17 protein-coding genes, 1 tRNA gene and 1 pseudogene are annotated in these 20,758 nt (G+C 47.5%); all 19 read left to right on the top strand.

The window, feature by feature from the left end:
• Positions 1-80 precede the first annotated feature (80 nt).
• The 19 genes and pseudogenes from DXA20_RS12670 (at position 81) to DXA20_RS12580 (ending at position 20,321) form a co-directional block, all read left to right on the top strand.
• On the top strand, positions 81-1,244 hold the full coding sequence (locus DXA20_RS12670) for a cation diffusion facilitator family transporter (protein WP_118561233.1): 1,164 nt from the start codon (positions 81-83) through the stop codon (positions 1,242-1,244).
• A gap of 119 nt (positions 1,245-1,363) precedes the next feature.
• Entirely contained in the window at positions 1,364-2,629 is a 1,266-nt protein-coding gene (leuC, locus tag DXA20_RS12665; protein WP_022304996.1) for a 3-isopropylmalate dehydratase large subunit, read from the top strand.
• A gap of 22 nt (positions 2,630-2,651) precedes the next feature.
• The gene (gene leuD, locus DXA20_RS12660; protein WP_022304995.1) at positions 2,652-3,146 is read left to right on the top strand and encodes a 3-isopropylmalate dehydratase small subunit; all 495 of its coding nucleotides are present in this window, start codon (positions 2,652-2,654) and stop codon (positions 3,144-3,146) included.
• Between the two features lie 21 nt (positions 3,147-3,167).
• Positions 3,168-3,887, top strand: a complete 720-nt coding sequence (locus DXA20_RS12655; RefSeq protein WP_022304994.1) for an IspD/TarI family cytidylyltransferase — start codon at positions 3,168-3,170, stop codon at positions 3,885-3,887.
• Between the two features lie 43 nt (positions 3,888-3,930).
• Entirely contained in the window at positions 3,931-4,956 is a 1,026-nt protein-coding gene (locus DXA20_RS12650; protein ID WP_022304993.1) for a ribitol-5-phosphate dehydrogenase, read from the top strand.
• 78 nt (positions 4,957-5,034) lie between these two features.
• Positions 5,035-6,120, top strand: a complete 1,086-nt coding sequence (leuB, locus tag DXA20_RS12645) for a 3-isopropylmalate dehydrogenase (RefSeq protein WP_118561231.1) — start codon at positions 5,035-5,037, stop codon at positions 6,118-6,120.
• 74 nt (positions 6,121-6,194) lie between these two features.
• Positions 6,195-7,862 (top strand): dihydroxy-acid dehydratase, encoded by a 1,668-nt coding sequence (ilvD, locus tag DXA20_RS12640; protein ID WP_118561229.1) that lies wholly within the window; start codon positions 6,195-6,197, stop codon positions 7,860-7,862.
• A 34-nt stretch (positions 7,863-7,896) separates the two neighbouring features.
• Entirely contained in the window at positions 7,897-9,579 is a 1,683-nt protein-coding gene (gene ilvB / locus DXA20_RS12635) for a biosynthetic-type acetolactate synthase large subunit (RefSeq protein ID WP_118561227.1), read from the top strand.
• A gap of 85 nt (positions 9,580-9,664) precedes the next feature.
• Positions 9,665-10,747 (top strand): 3-phosphoserine/phosphohydroxythreonine transaminase, encoded by a 1,083-nt coding sequence (serC, locus tag DXA20_RS12630; RefSeq protein WP_022304989.1) that lies wholly within the window; start codon positions 9,665-9,667, stop codon positions 10,745-10,747.
• Positions 10,747-11,909, top strand: a pseudogene (locus tag DXA20_RS18480) (phosphoglycerate dehydrogenase). The gene serC and the pseudogene DXA20_RS18480 overlap by 1 nt, the downstream one beginning before the upstream one ends.
• A 128-nt stretch (positions 11,910-12,037) precedes the next feature.
• Positions 12,038-13,369 carry a bifunctional folylpolyglutamate synthase/dihydrofolate synthase gene (locus DXA20_RS12620; RefSeq protein WP_118561225.1) on the top strand — a complete coding sequence of 444 codons (1,332 nt, stop codon included), beginning with the start codon at positions 12,038-12,040 and terminating at the stop codon, positions 13,367-13,369.
• Positions 13,370-13,432: 63 nt separating this feature from the next.
• Positions 13,433-13,984 (top strand): GTP cyclohydrolase I FolE, encoded by a 552-nt coding sequence (folE, locus tag DXA20_RS12615; RefSeq protein ID WP_118561223.1) that lies wholly within the window; start codon positions 13,433-13,435, stop codon positions 13,982-13,984.
• Positions 13,985-14,053: 69 nt separating this feature from the next.
• Complete coding sequence (gene folP, locus DXA20_RS12610; RefSeq protein ID WP_118561221.1) at positions 14,054-14,923, top strand: dihydropteroate synthase; 870 nt, start codon at positions 14,054-14,056, stop codon at positions 14,921-14,923.
• An 86-nt stretch (positions 14,924-15,009) separates the two neighbouring features.
• A tRNA-Pro gene (locus DXA20_RS12605) sits at positions 15,010-15,083 on the top strand.
• A 104-nt stretch (positions 15,084-15,187) separates the two neighbouring features.
• Positions 15,188-16,306, top strand: a complete 1,119-nt coding sequence (locus tag DXA20_RS12600) for a hypothetical protein (protein ID WP_118561219.1) — start codon at positions 15,188-15,190, stop codon at positions 16,304-16,306.
• Between the two features lie 58 nt (positions 16,307-16,364).
• Positions 16,365-17,588 carry an LL-diaminopimelate aminotransferase gene (locus DXA20_RS12595; protein ID WP_118561217.1) on the top strand — a complete coding sequence of 408 codons (1,224 nt, stop codon included), beginning with the start codon at positions 16,365-16,367 and terminating at the stop codon, positions 17,586-17,588.
• A 93-nt stretch (positions 17,589-17,681) separates the two neighbouring features.
• Positions 17,682-18,671 carry a DUF1002 domain-containing protein gene (locus DXA20_RS12590; RefSeq protein ID WP_243100649.1) on the top strand — a complete coding sequence of 330 codons (990 nt, stop codon included), beginning with the start codon at positions 17,682-17,684 and terminating at the stop codon, positions 18,669-18,671.
• Positions 18,672-18,704: 33 nt separating this feature from the next.
• Positions 18,705-19,964: a hypothetical protein gene (locus DXA20_RS12585; RefSeq protein WP_118561215.1), complete on the top strand. Its 1,260-nt coding sequence runs from the start codon at positions 18,705-18,707 to the stop codon at positions 19,962-19,964.
• A 15-nt stretch (positions 19,965-19,979) separates the two neighbouring features.
• A complete protein-coding gene (locus DXA20_RS12580) occupies positions 19,980-20,321 on the top strand; it encodes a phenylpyruvate tautomerase MIF-related protein (RefSeq protein WP_022304980.1) in 342 nt (113 codons plus the stop codon).
• Positions 20,322-20,758 lie beyond the last annotated feature (437 nt).

The following is a 20,758-nucleotide window of genomic DNA, read 5'->3' as shown; positions in this document are numbered from 1 at the left end:
CGAATAGAACGATAAGGATAGTTGTTTTGCTGTGCGAAGGCGCGGTGGAACAACTATTCGCATTTTATTGGGGGTTAGATATGATTAACTTGATCGCAAAGCACTGGATCGTCAACTATAAAGAATATCAGGACAGGGTCGTACGGCAGAAGTATGGTATTTTGTGCGGCATTGTCGGGATCTGTCTGAACATCTGTCTGTTTGCGTGGAAGCTCTTAGCAGGATGGCTGAGTCAGTCGATCGCAATTACGGCTGATGCGTTTAACAACTTGTCGGATGCGGGCTCGTCCCTGATCCTTTTGTTTGGGTTCCGACTTGCGGGACAGAAGCCGGATTCGGAGCATCCCTTCGGACACGGCAGACTGGAATATGTGGCAGGACTGATCGTTTCTATGATCATTATACTGATGGCGGTGGAGCTGATGCGTACCTCGGCCGGCAAGATCCTGCATCCGGAGGAGGTCTCATGGCATGTATGGACACTTGTGGTGCTGATCGTTTCAATCCTTGTGAAAATGTATATGTTTCTTTATAACCGCACCATTGGCAATAAGATCGCAAGTGCCGCGATGAGAGCAACGGCATTGGACAGCATCAGCGATGCAGTGGCAACCTTCGTGGTACTGCTATCCACCATTATTTCTCATTTTACAGGTCTTCAGATCGATGGCTGCTGTGGTCTTTTGGTTGGGCTGTTTATTCTCTATGCGGGGATCAGTGCGGCAAAGGATACGATCAATCCGCTTTTGGGACAACCGGCAGAGGAGTGCTTTGTGGAGAAGGTGCATGAGATTGTTCTTTCGCACAAGGAGATCCTTGGAATGCATGATCTGGTGGTACATAATTACGGACCGGGGCGTATCATGCTTTCCCTGCATGCGGAGGTGCCGGTGGACGGAAGTCTTGCCGAGCTGCATGAGGTGGTCGATGAGGTGGAGCATCAGCTTTCGGATCAGCTGGGCTGTTCTGCTGTGATCCATATGGATCCGATCTGGGCGAGTGATGAGGAGTCTCTGACCATGAAAAAGGAGATGGAGGAAGATTTAAAGCTGATGGATCCGGGACTTTCGCTGCATGATTTCAGAATGGTGCGGTGTACCGGACATATAAGACTGTTTTTTGATATTCAGGAGCCGTACTCCTGCCGGATTGACGAGAAGGAGTTGATTGAGCGGCTTCAGAGGCATGTGAAGGAGAATCATCCGGGCGTGGAGCTTGTGATCTGTGTGGACCGTACTGCATAGAAAATTTCATTTCGGGAAAAAAACTTCAAAGATTTACAGAAATCAGCTTTTGTGATATGATTAAAAGAGTTTTGTCAGGTTTGACCTGGTTGTATTAAGAGAATGGAGGCAATTAAATTATGGGAATGACAATGACGCAGAAGATTTTAGCGGCACATGCAGGATTGGAGTCTGTTCAGGCGGGACAGCTTATCATGGCAGATCTTGATCTCGTTCTTGCTAACGATATTACCGGCCCGGTAGCGATTCACGAGGTTGAAAAGCTCAACAAGAAGACAGTATTTGATAAAGATAAAATTGCCCTTGTTCCGGATCACTTTACACCAAATAAAGATATCAAGTCTGCGGAGCACTGCAAGTGTGTCCGTGAATATGCCAAGGCGCATGATATTACGAATTATTTTGAGGTAGGACAGATGGGTATCGAGCATGCGCTTGTTCCGGAGAAAGGACTGATCGTAGCGGGAGATGTCTGCATCGGTGCAGATTCCCACACATGTACATACGGGGCACTGGGTGCATTCTCTACAGGCGTAGGAAGTACAGATATGGGCTGTGGTATGATCACCGGACAGGCATGGTTCAAGGTTCCTTCTGCAATCAGAATCGAGCTGACCGGTAAGCTTTCCAAGTGGGTCAGCGGTAAGGACGTGATCCTTCACATCATCGGTATGATCGGTGTGGATGGTGCACTGTATCGTTCTATGGAGTTTGCGGGAGACGGTGTTGCAAGCCTTTCCATGGATGACCGTTTCTCTATTGCCAATATGGCGATCGAGGCAGGTGCCAAGAATGGTATTTTCCCGGTAGATGAGCAGACTATCGCTTATATGAAGGAGCATTCTACAAAGGAATATAAAGTATTTGAGGCAGATGAGGATGCCGAGTACGATGAGGTGATCAAGATCGACTTAAGCACCTTAAAGCCAACGGTTGCATTTCCACATCTTCCGGAGAATACCAAGACGGTTGATGAGGCAGGAGACGTTACGATCGATCAGGTTGTCATCGGTTCCTGTACAAACGGACGTATTTCAGATCTGAGAGAGGCTGCAAGCGTATTAAAGGGCCGCAAGGTGGCAGACGGTATCCGTGCGATCGTGATCCCGGCAACACAGAGCATTTATATGCAGGCAATCGAGGAAGGTCTTGTACAGACATTTATCGAGGCTGGAGCAGTGGTAAGTACACCGACATGCGGACCTTGTCTCGGCGGTCACATGGGCTGTCTGGCAAAGGGCGAGCGCGCTGTTTCCACGACGAACCGTAACTTTGTGGGACGTATGGGACATGTAGAGTCTGAGGTATACCTTGCAAGCCCGGCAGTTGCTGCGGCAAGTGCAGTTACCGGTAAAATTTCCCAGCCATCTGATCTGGGTCTGTAGAATAGAGAATGGAGGATTAACTATGAAAGCATGTGGTACAGTTCATAAATATGGAGATAATGTAGATACAGACGTAATCATTCCTGCACGTTATCTGAATTCATCAGATCCGGCAGAGTTAGCCAAAAGCTGTATGGAGGATATCGATCCGGACTTCGTTAACAGAGTAAAGAAGGGGGATATCATGGTAGCCAACAAGAACTTTGGATGTGGTTCATCCAGAGAGCATGCACCGATCGCGATCAAGGCTTCCGGGATCAGCTGCGTTATTGCAGAGACATTTGCGCGTATCTTTTACAGAAATGCCATTAACATCGGACTTCCGATCATCGAGTGTCCGGAGGCGGCGAAGGAGATCGAGGCAGGAGATACGGTTGAGATCGATTTTGACAGCGGTGTGATCGTGGACAAGACAAAAGGAACACAGTATCAGGGTCAGGCATTCCCTCCGTTCATGCAGAAGATCATCAAGGCAGAGGGATTAGTGAATTATATCAACAGCAATTATACAGAGTAATCTGGGATAAGGAGAGTAAACATGGTATTTGGAGTGATTCTTGCCGGCGGTGTCGGCAGCCGCATGGGAAATGTTGAGAAGCCGAAGCAGTTTTTGAAGATTGGAGGAAAGCCGATCCTCATTCACACGGTAGAAAAATTTTTGATGCATGATTCGTTTCAGGAGCTGATTGTTCTGACTCCGATGGAGTGGATCGAGCATACCAAGAACCTTCTGAAAAAGTATCTTGGAGAAGCAGGAGCAGCGGTCAAGGTGTTACGGGGAGGTTCTACACGTAATGAGACGATCATGAATTCCATTGCTTATATTGAGGAAAACTATGGACTGGATGATGATACACTGATCGTAACACACGATTCGGTTCGTCCGTTCCTGACATATCGTATCATCGAGGAGAATATCAAGTATGGTCTTCAGTACGGTGCCTGTGATACGGTAATCCCGGCAACTGATACGATTGTACACAGCGAGGACGGAAAGGTGATCACCTCTGTTCCGGATCGTTCCAAGATGTATCAGGGACAGACTCCACAGACTTTTGGCGCCAAGAAGCTCAAGGAGTTATATCTGTCACTGACCGAGGAGGAGAAGGAGATCCTTACCGACGCGTCCAAGATCTTTGTGATCAAGGGAGAGCAGGTTTATCTTGTCGAGGGAGAGGTATATAATACCAAGATCACATATCCATATGATCTGAGAGTTGCAGAATCATTGCTGAATGATCCTAAGAACGGAAAGTAAATGAACAGGAAATAGTTTGTGCCGAAGGGCAGAAAGGATTTTTATGTTAAATACGATATATCGTTTAGTGGCACCCCGTAGATTTGAGATTGCATTTCAGGATATCAGTCTGCAGGGAGATGAAGTAATCGTCAGACCGACACATTTGTCGATCTGTCATGCAGATCAGCGCTATTATCAGGGCGCAAGACCGGCAGAGGTACTCGCTAAGAAGCTTCCGATGGCTTTGATCCATGAAGGAATCGGAGATGTTGTATACGACCCGCAGGGGATCTTTAAGCCAGGGGACAGCGTGATCATGATCCCCAACACACCGGTAGAGAAGGATGACGTGATCGCAGAAAATTATCTGCGTTCCAGCAAGTTCCGTGCCAGTGGCTTCGATGGCTTTATGCAGGAGCATGTCGTTCTGACACACGACAGGGTTGTGGCACTCGATCCGTCGATCGACAAGGTGATCGCCGCATTTACAGAGCTGGTATCCGTCAGCATGCATGCGGTACTCCGTTTTGATCGTTTCGCACATAAGCGCCGTAACATAGTCGGTATCTGGGGCGACGGTAACCTTGGTTATATCACATCTGTGTTATTTAAGGCAACCTTTCCGGATACAAAGCTTTATATTTTCGGCGTAAGTGAGGAGAAGATGTCCTCCTTTACATTTGCGGATGCAACCTTCAATGTCAATGACATTCCGAAGGACATGCTCGTAGACCATGCCTTTGAGTGCGTGGGTGGAGCAGCCTCCCAGAGTGCGATCAATCAGATGATCGATTATATCCAGCCGGAGGGAACCATGTCCATTCTCGGTGTATCCGAGTATCCGGTGCCGATCAACACACGTATGATCCTGGAAAAGGGACTGCGCATGTTTGGAAGCAGCCGAAGCGGCAGAGAGGACTTTGAGAGAACAGTTGCGCTTTATAAGAGCAATCCGGAGATCATCAATTATCTGAGCAATATTGTCGGAGCACAGATTCCGATCCGTGATATCAAGGATATGAACCGCGCCTTTGAGTTAGATAACCAGAAGAACATGGGTAAGACCATTATGATCTGGGATAAATAAAGTTGACACTAAAAGAGTTTATGGGTACTATATAAATTAGTGCATTTTGAAACAGACAGAAAGGAAGCGAATAAATATATGAAGTACAGGATTGCATCAATCCCCGGCGACGGTATTGGTCCGGAGATCGTGAGAGAGGCGAGAAAGGTACTGGCAAAGGTAGGAGAGGTCTATGGACACACTTTTGAGTACGAAGATTTATTGATGGGAGGATGCTCGATCGATGTGTACGGAGAGTCACTCACCGATGAGACACTTGAGAAGGCGAAAGCCTGTGATTCCGTTCTGCTCGGAGCAGTCGGCGGCAATGTCGGTCAGTCCAACTGGTATCAGATCGAGCCATCCAAGAGACCGGAGGCCGGTCTTTTGAAGATCCGCAAGGGCCTGGAGCTTTATGCAAATATCCGTCCGGCGATTCTTTTTGATGAATTGTCCGGAGCATGTCCACTGAAGGAGGAGCTGACAGAGGGAGGCTTTGATTTCGTGGTTATGCGTGAGCTGACGGGTGGTCTGTACTTCGGTGACCGCAAGACGGTCGAGGAGAACGGCGTTAAGAAAGCCATTGATACACTTACATATGACGAGAACGAGATCCGCCGTATTGCAAAGTGGGGCTTTGATGTTGCCATGAAGAGAAACAAAAAGGTCTGCAGCGTCGATAAGGCAAACGTTCTGGATTCTTCCAGACTCTGGAGAAGCGTGGTGGCTGAGGTTGCCAGGGACTATCCGGAGGTAGAGCTGACCAACATGCTCGTAGATAACTGCGCAATGCAGTTAGTCAGAGATCCGAAGCAGTTTGATGTCATCCTGACAGAGAATATGTTCGGAGATATTCTGTCTGACGAGGCAAGTATGGTGACCGGATCGATCGGTATGCTTTCCTCTGCAAGTCTTGGCGCAACAAAGCTTGGTCTGTATGAGCCGAGCCACGGATCAGCACCGGATATTGCAGGACAGGATATCGCCAATCCGATCGCAACGATTCTTTCCGCAGCAATGATGCTTCGTTATTCCTTTGATCTGGAGAAGGAAGCAGACGCTGTTGAGGATGCAGTGAAGAAGGTTCTGGCAGAGGGCTATCGTACCGTTGACATCATGGACGAGGGCAAAACCCGGGTTGGAACAACGAAGATGGGTGATCTGATCGCAGAACGTATCGGATAGATCATAGAATATAAGTAACAATTTGTACGGTTACGAATTGGGATATGTATATATGAAAGGCATGGTGACAAGAGATGAGAAGTGATGCAGTAAAAAAGGGAATGGCAACAGCGCCACAGCGTTCGTTGTTTAATGCACTCGGAATTACAAAGGAAGAGCTGGAGAAGCCGTTGGTTGGTATCGTAAGCTCTTACAATGAGATCGTTCCGGGTCATATGAATATTGATAAGATCGTAGATGCAGTAAAGATGGGTGTTGCAATGGCAGGCGGTACTCCGATCGTCTTTCCGGCGATCGCAGTCTGCGACGGAATTGCAATGGGACATACAGGTATGAAGTATTCCCTTGTGACAAGAGATCTGATCTGTGATTCGACAGAGTGTATGGCTCTGGCACATCAGTTTGACGCTCTTGTTATGGTGCCAAACTGTGATAAGAACGTGCCGGGTCTTTTGATGGCGGCAGCACGTCTGAATATTCCGACCGTATTTGTCAGCGGTGGTCCGATGTTAGCCGGTCATGTCAATGGGCAGAGAACAAGTCTTTCCTCTATGTTTGAGGCAGTTGGTTCTTATGCGGCTGGTACGATGACAGAGGAGCAGGTAGATGACTATGTATGCCATGCATGTCCGACTTGCGGATCCTGCTCCGGTATGTACACAGCCAACAGTATGAACTGTCTGACAGAGGCGATTGGTATGGGTCTTCAGGGCAACGGCACGATCCCTGCTGTATATTCTGACCGTATCAAGCTTGCAAAACACGCCGGTATGAAGGTTATGGAGCTTTACGAGAAAAACATCTGTCCGCGTGACATTCTGACGCCGGAGGCATTTGAAAATGCTCTGACCGTTGATATGGCACTCGGCTGCTCTACCAACACCATGCTTCATCTTCCTGCAATCGCACATGAGGCAGGCGTTGAGTTAAATCTGGATATGGCAAATGCGATCAGCGCAAAGACACCAAATCTGTGTCACCTTGCACCGGCTGGTCATACATATATGGAACAGCTTAACGAAGCCGGCGGCATCTATGCCGTTATGAACGAATTAAACAAAAAGGGACTTCTGCATACAGATCTGATCACAGCAACCGGTAAGACGGTAGGCGAGAACATTGCCGGCTGTGAGAACAGAGATCCGGAAGTTATCCGTCCAATCGATAATCCATACAGTGAGACCGGTGGAATCGCCGTTCTCCGCGGTAATATCGCACCGGACAGCGGTGTTGTAAAGCGTTCCGCAGTTGTACCGGAAATGCTGGTACATGAGGGACCTGCCCGCGTATTTGAATGTGAGGAGGATGCGATCGCAGCCATCCGCGGTGGCAAGATCGTTGAGGGTGATGTTGTTGTGATCCGTTATGAGGGACCAAAGGGTGGTCCTGGTATGAGAGAGATGTTAAATCCTACTTCTGCAATTGCAGGAATGGGCCTGGGCTCAAGCGTAGCCCTGATTACAGACGGACGTTTCTCGGGAGCTTCCAGAGGAGCATCCATCGGACATATTTCTCCGGAGGCTGCAGTAGGCGGTCCGATTGCATTGATCGAGGAGGGTGATATCATTGCGATCGATATCCCTGCCAACACGATCAACGTAAAAGTATCGGATGAAGAACTGGCAGCCCGCCGTGAGAAGTGGGCACCGAGAGAGCCGAAGGTTAAGACAGGTTACCTTGCAAGATATGCATCTATGGTTACATCCGCAGACAAGGGTGCAATTTTAAAGTCCGGTCTGTAAGAGGAAGAATGAGAGAGAACAAAGGAGGATTACAATGCAGTTGACAGGTTCTCAGATTGTAATTGAATGTCTGAAGGAACAGGGAGTTGATACCGTATTTGGTTATCCGGGAGGAGCCATTTTAAATATATATGACGAGCTTTATCGTCATCAGGATGAGATCCGCCACATACTGACGTCCCATGAGCAGGGAGCAAGTCATGCGGCAGACGGTTATGCACGTTCGACAGGACGTGTGGGTGTATGTATGGCAACCAGCGGACCGGGAGCGACCAACCTCGTTACCGGAATTGCCACGGCACATATGGATTCGGTTCCATTGGTTGCAATTACATGTAATGTTGGTGTTCCGCTTCTTGGAAAAGATTCCTTCCAGGAGGTAGATATTGCCGGTGTGACAATGCCGATCACCAAGTACAGCTTTCTTGTAAAGGATGTAAAGGATCTGGCAGGAGCACTCCGCCGTGCATTTAAGATTGCCCAGACAGGTCGTCCTGGTCCGGTTCTTATCGACATTGCAAAGGATGTCACCGCCAATAAGACAGAGTTTAAGCCTGAGGTGCCTAAGATTATTCCGCGCTCAACAGAGCAGGTAGAGGCAGCATCCGTTGAGAAGGCATTGAAGCTGATGCGCAAGGCAAAACGCCCGATGATCTTTGTGGGCGGCGGTGCCGTGATCTCAGGAGCTGAGAAGGAGCTTTTGGAGTTTGCAAAGAAGTTAGATGCACCGGTTGCCGACAGCCTGATGGGTAAGGGGGCTTATCCGGGAACCGATGATAATTATGTCGGAATGCTCGGAATGCACGGAACAAAGACAGCAGACTTAAGCATTGGTGAGGCCGATGTGCTCGTTGTGCTGGGGTCCAGATTTTCCGACCGTGTCACCGGTGTGACAAAGAATTTCGCCAAGAAGGCAAAGATCATTCAGGTGGATGTAGATCCGGCAGAGATCAACAAGAACGTGATCGTTGATGTCAGTGTGATCGGAGATGTGAAGTCCGTTCTGGATATCTTTAATTCCCGTCTGGAGCAGCTTTCTCATCCGGAGTGGATGGAGAAGGTGATGGAGCGTAAGAGAACGCTTCCGCTTACCTACAACAAGGATCGTCTGACGGGACCATATATCATTGAGAAGCTGTATGAGCTGACCAATGGAGATGCAATTATTTCTACAGAAGTAGGACAGCATCAGATGTGGGCAGCACAGTATTACAAATATACAAAACCGAGAACCCTGATCACATCCGGTGGTCTTGGAACCATGGGATACGGTCTTGGCGCTGCGATCGGAGCAAAGGTTGGTAATCCGGATAAGACGGTAGTCAATATTGCAGGAGACGGATGCTTCCGTATGAACATGAATGAGATCGCAACAGCGACAAGAAGTGATATTCCGATTATCGAGCTGATCTTTAACAACTCCGTGCTTGGAATGGTACGCCAGTGGCAGACCTTATTCTACGGAGAGCGTTATTCTCATACGATATTAAAGGATAAGGTTGACTATGTGAAGGTTGCCGAGGCAATGGGAGCAAAGGCATACCGCATCACGAAGAAGGAAGAGGTTGAGCCGGTGCTTAAGGAAGCTATTGCGGCCGGGGAGCCGGTAGTGATCGACTGCATCATCGAGAGCGATGACAAGGTATTCCCAATGGTTGCTCCGGGTAAGAATCTGGAGGACGTATTCGATGAAGAGGATCTAAATGCAGAGTCATAGTATTCTGTATTCTATAGATGGGCGGCTGCTTTTTGAGAGTCGTCAGTAAACATTAATTTTTATCTACATAAGGAGGCATAAAAAAATGGGCAGAGTTTATAATTTTTCAGCTGGTCCGGCCGTATTACCGGAGGAAGTACTCAAAGAAGCTGCTGATGAGATGTTGGATTATCAGGGATCCGGCATGTCGGTAATGGAGATGAGCCATCGCTCGAAAGTATATGACAACATTATCAAGACAGCAGAAAAGGATCTTCGGGAGTTAATGAACATTCCGGATAACTACAAGGTATTATTCCTTCAGGGCGGCGCATCACAGCAGTTTGCCATGATTCCTATGAATCTGATGAAGAACGGCGTAGCTGATTATATTGTAACCGGACAGTGGGCAAAGAAAGCTTACACAGAAGCACAGAAATATGGAAAGGCAAACAAGATTGCCTCATCCGAGGATAAGACATTCTCGTATATTCCTGATTGCTCGGATCTGCCAATTTCGGAGGATGCAGATTATGTTTATATCTGTGAGAACAATACGATTTACGGAACAAAGTACAAGAAGCTTCCAAATACAAAGGGAAAGACTCTTGTAGCAGACGTATCTTCCTGCTTCCTTTCTGAGCCGGTAGACGTAACAAAGTATGGTGTGATCTACGGTGGTGTTCAGAAGAACATCGGACCTGCCGGTGTTGTTATCGTGATCATTCGCGAGGATCTGATCACAGAGGATGTACTTCCCGGTACACCGACGATGCTTCAGTACAAGACACATGCAGATGCAGATTCTCTTTACAACACACCGCCTGCATACGGCATCTATATCTGTGGCAAGGTATTTAAGTGGCTCAAGAAGATGGGCGGCTTAGAGGTGATGAAGCAGCGTAATGAGGAGAAGGCAAAGATCCTTTACGATTTCCTTGATTCCAGCAAGATGTTCAAGGGAACTGTTGTGAAGGAAGACCGTTCTCTGATGAACGTTCCGTTTGTCACAGGAGACAAGGATCTGGATGCGAAGTTCGTAAAAGAGGCTGAGGAGGCTGGTTTTGTGAACCTCAAGGGTCATCGTACCGTAGGTGGTATGAGAGCAAGTATCTACAATGCTATGCCTAAGGAGGGCGTAGAGAAGCTTGTAGAGTTCATGAAGAAGTTTGAGGAGGAGAATGCATAATGTTTCAGTATACATGCTTAAATCCCATCGCAGCAGTGGGACTTGATAATCTGACAGAGGATTATACAAAGACAGAGGATTTTGCACAGGCTGATGCGGTATTAGTCCGCAGTGCTGCAATGCATGACATGGAGCTGTCTGATAAGCTCTGTGCGATCGCAAGAGCCGGTGCCGGTGTCAATAATATTCCGCTTGACAAGTGCGCTGAGAAGGGTATCGTTGTATTCAACACACCGGGTGCCAATGCAAACGGTGTAAAGGAGCTTTTAATCTCCGGTATGCTTTTAGCTGCCCGTGATATCGTTGGTGGCATCGACTGGGTTAAGGCAAACGCAGACGATGAGAATATCTCTAAATCTATGGAGAAAGCCAAAAAGAACTTTGCCGGTTCCGAGCTTAAGGGAAAGAAGCTTGGTGTTATCGGTCTCGGTGCAATCGGTGTACTGGTAGCCAATGCAGCAAACCGTCTTGGTATGGATGTGTACGGTGTTGACCCGTTCCTTTCCGTTAAGAATGCGCTGACACTTTCCAGAGATATTACTGTCTGCAAGAGCTATGATGAGCTTTACAAGACCTGTGATTATATTACAGTACATGTACCGTATATGCCGGAGACAAAGGGGCTTTTGAACAAGGCTGCCTCGATCAGATGAAGGACGGTGTTGTTGTATTAAACTTTGCCCGTGATCTTCTGGTAAATGATGACGATATGAAGGAAGCACTTGAGTCCGGAAAGGTTGCAAAGTATGTAACAGACTTCCCGAATCCTGCAGTTGTTAAGATGCCAAACGTTATCGCAACTCCACATCTTGGTGCTTCTACCGAGGAGTCCGAGGATAACTGTGCGATCATGGCAGTGGAGGAGATCCGTGACTTCATGGAGAACGGTAATATCCGCAATTCCGTAAACTATCCGGCATGTGACGCAGGTGTCTGCGAGACAAAGGGCAGAATTACGGTAGCACATAAGAATATTCCGAACATGCTGACTCAGTTTACAAACGTATTCTCTTCTGAGGGCATCAACATCGCTCATATGACGAATAAGAGCCGTGGCGATTATTCTTACTGTATCTTTGATATTGACTCTGATTCTACAGAGGCATTTGCAGAGAAGCTCAGTGCGATTGACGGTGTATTAAAGGTTCGTATTATCAAATAATTACGGTGTTATGATATTTGACATCTGGATCGATTGATAAAATGTATATTTATGGGGCTTCGGTAAAGGAGGGATAAAGCACCCTCTTTTACCAGAGCCCTTTTTTGGTGAGAGGAACGGTGATTCATATGAATTATCAGGAAGCAACTGCATATATTGAGGAAATCCGGGGGAGACTTGCCAGTGACTATTCTCTGGATCGTGTGATGAAGCTTGCCGGGTTGATGGGACATCCGGAGAGAAAGCTTCGCATCGTACATATTGCGGGAACCAATGGAAAAGGCTCTGTGGGGGCGTATATTGCAAATGCCCTTGCAATGTCCGGCTACAGTGTGGGACGATTTGCGTCTCCGGCATTGTTTGATCCGAGAGAACAGATTCAACGGGTCTTGGGAAATCATTTTGGGACCGATACGGCGTGGATCTCAGAGGAAGAGGTGGCGGAACGGATCACGCAGATCGCGCAGTGTGTCCGAAAAATGGAACAGGTGGGAGGAGAAAGCCCAACGGCATTTGAGATTGAGACGGTTATGGCATTTGAGCAGATGGTACGCTGGCATACGGATGTTGCCGTGATCGAGGTCGGTATGGGAGGCAGTACTGATGCCACGAATATTATCGAGAAGCCGGTGCTTACCGTATTTACAAAGATCAGTAGGGATCATACCGGATTTCTGGGAAATACATTGGAGGAGATTGCCTCCAACAAATTTGGCATTATCAAGGCGGGTTGTCCGGTTGTTTCCGTGCGTCAGGAGCAGCCGGTGATGGAGATGCTCAAGGAGATCTGCCAGCACCGGGGATTAAAGCTTCGTGTGGCAGAGCCGGAACAGATCAGACAGAAGGATTATACCCTTGATAAGACGAGCTTCCGGTATCAGGGATATCCTCTCGAGATTCGGCAGTTAGGGGCGTATCAGCCGGAAAATGCAGTGATTGCCTTCGAGGCATTAAAGTTGTTGGCACAGACCGGATTTCATAAGGTGAATATCAGTTCGGTGCAGACAGCATTTCGCGAGACGCGCTGGATGGGACGCTTTGAGCTGATCTCAAAGGACCCGTTCCTGATTCTGGACGGTGCACATAATCCGGATGGTGCGGCGGCACTGAAAAAGTCATTGGAGATCTATTTCCCGGCACAGAGATTTTGTTATATATTCGGGGTGTTCCGGGACAAAGAATATCAGAAGATCCTGGATGAAATGCTTCCACTTGCCTCAAATGTTTATACGGTGAAAGCGGCAGGAGAGCGCGGAATGGATCCGGAGGAGCTGGCTGCAGTCGTGACAGAAAAGTGCGGCCGGTACGAAAGAAATATCCCGGTGCAAAGTTGTCAGACGGTGGCACAGGCATTGCGGGAGATCGCCAGAAACGGACACAGGCATAAAACCGTTATCTTTGGAAGTCTGTCCTTCCTGCATGAGGTCTATCGCTTTTTTGACACCAGCCGGTATATTTGATAGAATGGTGTTCGTATTTGAGAAAAAGAAACTGCTGTATGTCTGCAGCGGATTGGAGTAAAAATGGACAAAGAGAAAATTGAACAGGCGGTAAGACTGTTTTTGGAAGGAATCGGCGAAGATGTAGACAGGGAGGGGCTTTTGGAAACTCCGGCGCGGATCAGTGAAATGTGCAAGGAAATCTTTGGAGGAGTCGGCAATAACGCCAAGGATGTGTTAGAACGTACATTTTCCGCCGAGAATAATGAAATGGTTATTGTGAGGGATATCTCATTTTATTCCGTCTGCGAGCATCATTTACTGCCGTTCTACGGAACGGTGAACATCGGATATATCCCGGATGGAAAGGTAGTCGGACTGAGCAAGCTTCCGCGTGCGGTGGAGGTATTTGCACGCCGGCCACAGATACAGGAGCAGATGACGGCACAGATTGCTGATGAGATCATGAAGTATCTGGAGCCGAAAGGTGTTATCGTTATGATCGAGGCAGAGCATATGTGCATGACCATGCGTGGAATCAAAAAGCCCGGTGCAAAGACGATGACCTATGCAGTCCGCGGAGAGATGCAGAGTGCCGAGATGCAGGATCGTTTCTTCAGGATCATGTCCAGATAATGGGACAGATGCAGATCGTGTCCGTAAAATGGGATAGATAAGTATAATGACAGACGAGAGGAAGAAGATATGAAAATAGGAAACAGAGAATTTGATTTTGGACAGGGACATGTTTATATTATGGGAATCCTGAATGTAACCCCGGATTCTTTTTCAGATGGAGGCAGGTTTAACGATAAGGACGCTGCACTGCGTCATGTGGAAGAGATGGTGAAACAGGGGGCGGATATCATTGATGTGGGAGGAGAGTCTACAAGACCCGGTTATCAGAAGATCACTGTACCGGAGGAGATCGCGCGTGTGACCGGGATCATTGAGGCGGTGAAAGCACGCTTTGATGTTCCGATCTCGATTGATACCTACAAGGCACCGGTCATGGATGCGGCACTTGCGGCGGGAGCAGATCTTGCCAATGATATCTGGGGACTGCGTTATGATAAGCTTTTTGCACCGGATGGGCAGACATCTGTCTGGGAATGTGGCACGATGGCTGAGATCATTGCAAAGCATGATGTGCCGGTCTGCGTGATGCACAATCGCAAGGAAGCAGTATATACGGATTTTCTGAAGGAAGTGAAGGAGGATCTTTCCGACAGTATTGCGATCGGTGAGAACGCGGGGATTGACCGCGCACAGATGATCCTTGATCCGGGTGTTGGATTTGCAAAGGATTATGAGCAGAATCTGGAGATCCTTGCCAATCTGGAAGATTTTTCGGACTTCGACATGCCGCTTTTGCTGGCTGCTTCCCGCAAGTCAGTGATCGGTCTTACCTTAGATCTGCCGGTGACCGAGAGAGAAGAGGGAACCATGGTGACCTCTGTGCTTGCAGGAATGGCAGGCTGGGACTTTGTGCGTGTGCATGATGTTGAGAAAAATAAGCGTGCGCTCGACATGTTAGAAAAGATTTTAACAAAAAGACTTGCAAACAAAAAATAAGTGTGCTAATATAATAACCGTGGTTTTACGACTGCAGTATTTTACTGTATATCGTGAATTTCACATACAGGGATTACAACCAAATTCGAGGTGTGGCTAAGTTTGGTATAGCGCTGCGTTCGGGACGCAGAGGTCGCAGGTTCAAATCCTGTCACCTCGATTGCGCAGGGATTGAGTGTGTGATGCGGATGAATCCTTGGCAGGGGCACCTCGGAAGCTATTGCTTTCGGGGTTTTTTCTTTTGTAAATTTAAAGGAGGAAGATATGTCTACAGTATACATTCATGTGGGTACACCAAAGACGGGTACCTCTGCAATTCAGGTCTTTTTTACAAAGAATCGTAAGTTATTAAAGGAAAAGGGAGTCTGTTATCCGAATCTTGGGTTTGACTTTCCGGGGATCAACTCCAATCGTAATGCACACTGTTTGAATGCATATATTTACGATGAGAATCACAAGCGTCTTCGCGACCGGGAACGTGAGACTGCAGATCAGGCACTCGAGAAACTGATCGGAATGCTGGACAGATTTCCGAATTTTGTGCTTTCTGACGAGCAGATCTGGAACAACAAGGATATCAATACGGAGCGTTTAAATCATTATAAAGAGAAACTTGCGGAGGCAGGAGCAGATTTAAAGATCATCGTATATCTGCGCAGACAGGATCTTCTGATCCAGTCATACTGGGCACAGCAGGTCAAGGAGAATATGACAACCTCCTTCAGTGATTATCTGGTATCCAAGAAGGCGAAGTATTTTAAATTGGATTATCAGAAGCGTCTGCAGGAAATGGCAGATGCGGTCGGCAGGGAGAATATGATCGTCCGTGTATATGAGAAGCAGCAGTATTACGGCGGCAATATTATTTCTGATTTCCTGCATTTATTTGATCTGGAAATGACAGATGAATATAAGCAGTCCGACCATGTTGTAAATGCAAGTCTTGAGGGCGCGTGCCTTGAGGTAAAGCGTCTGTTAAATAATAATCCGCGTTTCACTACAAAGCTTAATTTTGTGGTACCGATGCTTACGACGATCCAGCAGGAGATGGTTGGAGAGGGCGGCTATTCCACCGGCAAGTATTTTTCAGAGAAGGAGCATGCAGAATTCTTAGAAAAGTACAGAGAGGGGAATGAGGAGATTGCCAGAGATTATCTTGGCAGAGAGGACGGTATCCTTTTTAAGGATGAGGTTGTTAACGAGGGTGACGGAGAAGCTGAGACATACTCCGCAGAGGAGATGGTTGAGATCCTTGGCAAGGTTATTGTTATGCAGAGAGACCGTATCCTGCAGAAGAATGAAGAGCTTGCAGAATTGAAAGCACCAATTAACGGAATTAAGCAAAAGGTTAAGAATCTCGCACATAAGGTGTTAGACCGTTAACGATACGCTTAATACTGTACCAATTATGGGACAGAGAATTATAGAAAGGGGCAATACCATGTTTAAGATTAATGACAATTATTTAAAATTACCGGGAAGTTATCTTTTTTCTACAATTGCTAAGAAGGTTGCTGCGTACAGCGAGGCAAATCCAAGCAAGGAAATTATCCGTCTTGGTATCGGTGATGTCACATTACCGCTGGCACCGGCAGTGATCGATCGTCTGCACAGTGCCGTTGATGAGATGTCCAGAAAGGAGACTTTCAAGGGATATGCACCGGATCTTGGATATGCATTTCTTCGTGATGTGATCGCGCAGAAGGATTATCAGGCAAGAGGCTGTGATATCAAGGCTGATGAGATCTTTGTCAGTGATGGTGCAAAGAGTGATTCCGGTAATATCGGAGATATTTTCAGCCAGGATAATAAGATCGCTGTATGTGATCCTGTATATCCGGTTTATGTAGATACCAATGCAATGGCAGGTCGTACCGGTACATATGATCCGGATACCGAGAAATGGTCTGACGTGATCTACATGCCATGTACCAAGGAGAATAATTTTGTGCCGGAGCTTCCAAAAGAGACGCCGGACATCATTTATCTTTGTTTCCCGAACAATCCAACCGGAACAACGATCACGAAGGATCAGCTTCAGGTATGGGTTGATTATGCATTAAAGGTTGGTGCTGTCATTATTTATGATGCTGCGTATGAGGCATATATTTCCTCTGAGAATGTTCCTCACAGCATTTATGAGTGCAAGGGTGCAACTGCCTGCGCGATCGAGCTTCGCAGCTTCTCTAAGAATGCAGGCTTTACAGGAACACGTCTTGGCTTTACCGTAGTACCTAAGGAGCTTAAGTCCGGTGATGTGACCCTTCACAGCCTCTGGGCACGCCGTCATGGTACGAAGTTTAACGGTGCACCTTACATTATCCAGGCAGCCGGTGCTGCAGTTTATACCGATGAGGGAAGAAAGCAGACAAACGAGCAGATCGCTTATTATATGAATAATGCCAAGCTGATCCGTGAGGGTCTGACAGCAGCAGGCTATGAGGTATATGGTGGTACGGATGCTCCGTATATCTGGTTAAAGACACCGGATCAGATGACGTCCTGGGAGTTCTTTGATTATCTTCTGGAGAACCTTAACATTGTCGGTACTCCCGGTTCCGGATTTGGACCGAGCGGAGAGGGCTACTTCAGACTGACTGCCTTCGGAAGTCTTGAGAACACAAAGCGTGCAATGGAGAGAATCCAGTCCGGCAAGGCAATCTAAGATTTCTGATCTGGACAGCCGTATCATTCCGGCTTGTAATCATTATGTTTTTATGAAATTGAGAAGCTCCCCACTTTCCTGTGGGGGGCTTTTGTGCTATACTTACACCGATACAACGTAGAATATACATTGGAAAGGATCGAATTTACCATGAAACAGGGAATGAAAATAATATTTGGTGCTCTTCTGGGAGTATTGCTTCTGGGCGTTCCGGTAAGATCTGCGTCAGCGGATGCGGTGGTGAGCGGAGAAGACACCAGCTACGATCGTTATATTGCATTTGGTCAGGATCTCAAGGCATCCGAGAAGCAGAAAGTATTGCAGCAGTTCGGAATCAATGAGTCTGATCTGTCTGATTATAAGACAATTGAGATCACGAATCAGGAGGAACATGATTATCTTGGCGATTACATTGATGCAAAGGTGATCGGAAGCCGTGCTTTATCCTCTGTTATGATCGTAAAGACGGAGAAGGGCAGCGGTATTCAGGTTGAGACGAAGAATATCACATACTGTACCTCCGGTATGTACTGCAATGCACTTGTCACGGCAGGACTGGAGGATGCACAGGTGACGGTAGTCGGACCATTTGGAATTTCCGGTACTTCGGCGCTGGTCGGAGCAATGAAGGCGTATTCCGTCATGACCGGCAAGGATATCTCAGAGTCCACGATGGATGCGGCAACGGATGAGCTTGTGACAACAGCGGAGCTTGCGGATTCGATCGGAGATTCCGAGAAGGTGGAGCAGCTTGTGGCTGCCGTGAAGCAGAAGGTATTCTCGGATAATCTGACAACAAGAGATGACATTAAGGATGCCATTAATGCGTCTGCCAATGCACTGGATATCAAGCTGTCTGATGACGATGTCAACAAGATCACGGACATGATGGAAAAGGTTTCCAAGGTGGATGTTGATGTGGATGCAATCAAGGATCAGGCGAAGGATATTTACAATAAGCTGAAGGACTCCGGAATCGATTTCAGTAAGGTGGATACAGAAGGACTTTCCGAGAAGGTTGGAGGCTTCTTTTCCAATATTTTTGATGCGATCAAGGATTTTTTCACAGGGCTATTTGGATAGGAATAGTAGAATAAGATAAAGGAATGATAAAATATGCAGAAAAAGACAGTAATGGCCGGGATATTGTGCCTGTGCTGTGCGACCTTGCTTGTAAGCTGTAAGCCGGCAGACGGGCAGGACGAGGCTTCCAGTGACGCATTTACCGCATCGATGGCGGCAGAGGTCCGTCCGATCGATTCGCTGAAGGTTTCGGCAAAGCTTGCAGATGGTGCGGCAGTGGCTCTGACCTGGTCGAAGGTCAGCAGAGCCGCTTCGTACACGGTACTTCGCAGTGAAAATGGAGGAACAGACTGGGAGACCCTAAAGAAGCTGTCATCTTCGAAAACATCTTTTCAGGATGATACGGCACAGCTTGGAACAGACTATTATTATAAAATACAGGCTGCCTGTGAGTACAGCAGAACTGATCTGTTTGCCTACAGTGCCAATGAGATGCCGGATACTGTGGAAGCGGAATGTGAGATCTATACCGGTGTCGGTGGTGCGTTCTGGAATGATGCAGTTACGAAGAATAAGCAGGAAACTCTTGGGACGACAATGCTTCAGTATTCGTTTGGGGCAGACGGTAAGGAATCTGCAGAACCGGAGGGAGTGGAGATTTACCGCGGCACGTCCGAAAATGATCTGAAGGTTTTGAAGCGTGGAATCGTAAAGGACGTGTCCTGTGCGGATTATGACTTTGGAAAAGCTTATGCGGATACGGACGTCAAACAGGGAAAAAGCTATTATTATAAGGTGCGCGCATATGCCATGATGAATGGGAAAGAGGTCTATGGTGACTGGTCACCGGTGATCCGGATCCGGGCGGCAGAGCCGGATGGTGTATATACGATGCGGCTTGTCAGAGAGCCGGACAGCTATCGCAACAATGTTATCGTTGCGCTGACAAGTGCCGACAATAAAAACGGTGTGCTGACGCTTTCGGCGGGAGTTCTCTCAGGAAAGCTTACCATGAAATATCTCGTAACGCAGGATTATTTTACGCAGCAGAGTTTGGCAAAAAGCTCCGGCCAGCCAAAGAAAAAGCCGTCTGTTCAGCAGATGAAGCTCAGGGTGGACCGCTACAGCACAGACGGAAGGTATTACAGTGCGGTCACCGGGGATATTGTGTTAAAAGCACAGCAGACGGTTTATCTGGAGTTAGTACCGACGGTGAGCACAGATAAGTTGCTTCCGTTTACAGATCTTGACCGGGCGAAGGTGACTTTCAACGTGAAATATAACGAGGGAAGCCATCCGCTTATGCTGGATCTGAAGAAGAGCAAGGCGTTGTTGGAAAATCCGGCACAGTAAGAAAGGAGAAAGATTATGCCATTTATTGATTCAAAGGTAACCGTAAAAATGAGCGACAGCCAGAAGGAGCAGATCAAGACGAAGCTTGGACAGGCGATCGGGCTTCTTGGTAAGACAGAGAATTTCCTGATGGTTGGGTTTGACGATGAATATGACCTGTACATGGGCGGAGAGAAGTTAGACAAGGCAGCCTTCGTGTCCGTAAAGGTATACGGAAAGTTGCAGTCGGGAGCCTGTGATACAATGACTGCGAAGATCTGTGACATTCTGCAGGAGGAGCTTGGCATACCGGGAAGTGCCGTTTATGTGACCTATCAGGGAATTGATGACTGGGGCTGGAACGGACGCAATTTTTAAGCAGGTTTTACAGGAGAAATCACTTGCAATCACAAAATGCTTGTGGTATGCTAATATATAGTTTTGAATTTCATTCAGAGAAAGACTGAGAAGGAGACGAAGTTCTGAAACCATGCTTTTTGACAGGAACGGGATGCCACCGACTGAGAGCATCCGGACGGCAGAGGACAGGATGGAGAACACTCTGGAGTTTGTGAACTGAACAGGGTAGATCGAGTAGGTTCATGCGCGGACACGGCGTTATGTGAAGAGATGCAGATCGTATGATTGCAGAGGGGCCGGGTTGCTGGTGTTCTCTGTAGGTGACAGTCTGTGAATTGCGGGTGGTACCGCGGAAGAAAATCCGTCCCGGAAAGTGGTTATTGACCATTTTCCGGGACTTTTTGGTTCCTGTGGGATATTCCCAGGGGGATCAGCATCAAGAAAACAACAGTATC

It is taken from the genome of Roseburia sp. AM59-24XD (genome assembly GCF_003478445.1).
Taxonomy (GTDB): domain Bacteria; phylum Bacillota; class Clostridia; order Lachnospirales; family Lachnospiraceae; genus Jutongia.
This window is presented reverse-complemented; position numbering and strand designations above follow the sequence as displayed.

What these genes read in the sequence shown, in the direction of transcription:
- DXA20_RS12670 (WP_118561233.1), top strand. Translation starts at nt 81, where the DNA reads ATGATTAACTTGATCGCAAAGCACTGGATCGTCAACTATAAAGAATAT.
- leuC (WP_022304996.1), top strand. Translation starts at nt 1,364, where the DNA reads ATGGGAATGACAATGACGCAGAAGATTTTAGCGGCACATGCAGGATTG.
- leuD (WP_022304995.1), top strand. Translation starts at nt 2,652, where the DNA reads ATGAAAGCATGTGGTACAGTTCATAAATATGGAGATAATGTAGATACA.
- DXA20_RS12655 (WP_022304994.1), top strand. Translation starts at nt 3,168, where the DNA reads ATGGTATTTGGAGTGATTCTTGCCGGCGGTGTCGGCAGCCGCATGGGA.
- DXA20_RS12650 (WP_022304993.1), top strand. Translation starts at nt 3,931, where the DNA reads ATGTTAAATACGATATATCGTTTAGTGGCACCCCGTAGATTTGAGATT.
- leuB (WP_118561231.1), top strand. Translation starts at nt 5,035, where the DNA reads ATGAAGTACAGGATTGCATCAATCCCCGGCGACGGTATTGGTCCGGAG.
- ilvD (WP_118561229.1), top strand. Translation starts at nt 6,195, where the DNA reads ATGAGAAGTGATGCAGTAAAAAAGGGAATGGCAACAGCGCCACAGCGT.
- ilvB (WP_118561227.1), top strand. Translation starts at nt 7,897, where the DNA reads ATGCAGTTGACAGGTTCTCAGATTGTAATTGAATGTCTGAAGGAACAG.
- serC (WP_022304989.1), top strand. Translation starts at nt 9,665, where the DNA reads ATGGGCAGAGTTTATAATTTTTCAGCTGGTCCGGCCGTATTACCGGAG.
- DXA20_RS12620 (WP_118561225.1), top strand. Translation starts at nt 12,038, where the DNA reads ATGAATTATCAGGAAGCAACTGCATATATTGAGGAAATCCGGGGGAGA.
- folE (WP_118561223.1), top strand. Translation starts at nt 13,433, where the DNA reads ATGGACAAAGAGAAAATTGAACAGGCGGTAAGACTGTTTTTGGAAGGA.
- folP (WP_118561221.1), top strand. Translation starts at nt 14,054, where the DNA reads ATGAAAATAGGAAACAGAGAATTTGATTTTGGACAGGGACATGTTTAT.
- DXA20_RS12600 (WP_118561219.1), top strand. Translation starts at nt 15,188, where the DNA reads ATGTCTACAGTATACATTCATGTGGGTACACCAAAGACGGGTACCTCT.
- DXA20_RS12595 (WP_118561217.1), top strand. Translation starts at nt 16,365, where the DNA reads ATGTTTAAGATTAATGACAATTATTTAAAATTACCGGGAAGTTATCTT.
- DXA20_RS12585 (WP_118561215.1), top strand. Translation starts at nt 18,705, where the DNA reads ATGCAGAAAAAGACAGTAATGGCCGGGATATTGTGCCTGTGCTGTGCG.
- DXA20_RS12580 (WP_022304980.1), top strand. Translation starts at nt 19,980, where the DNA reads ATGCCATTTATTGATTCAAAGGTAACCGTAAAAATGAGCGACAGCCAG.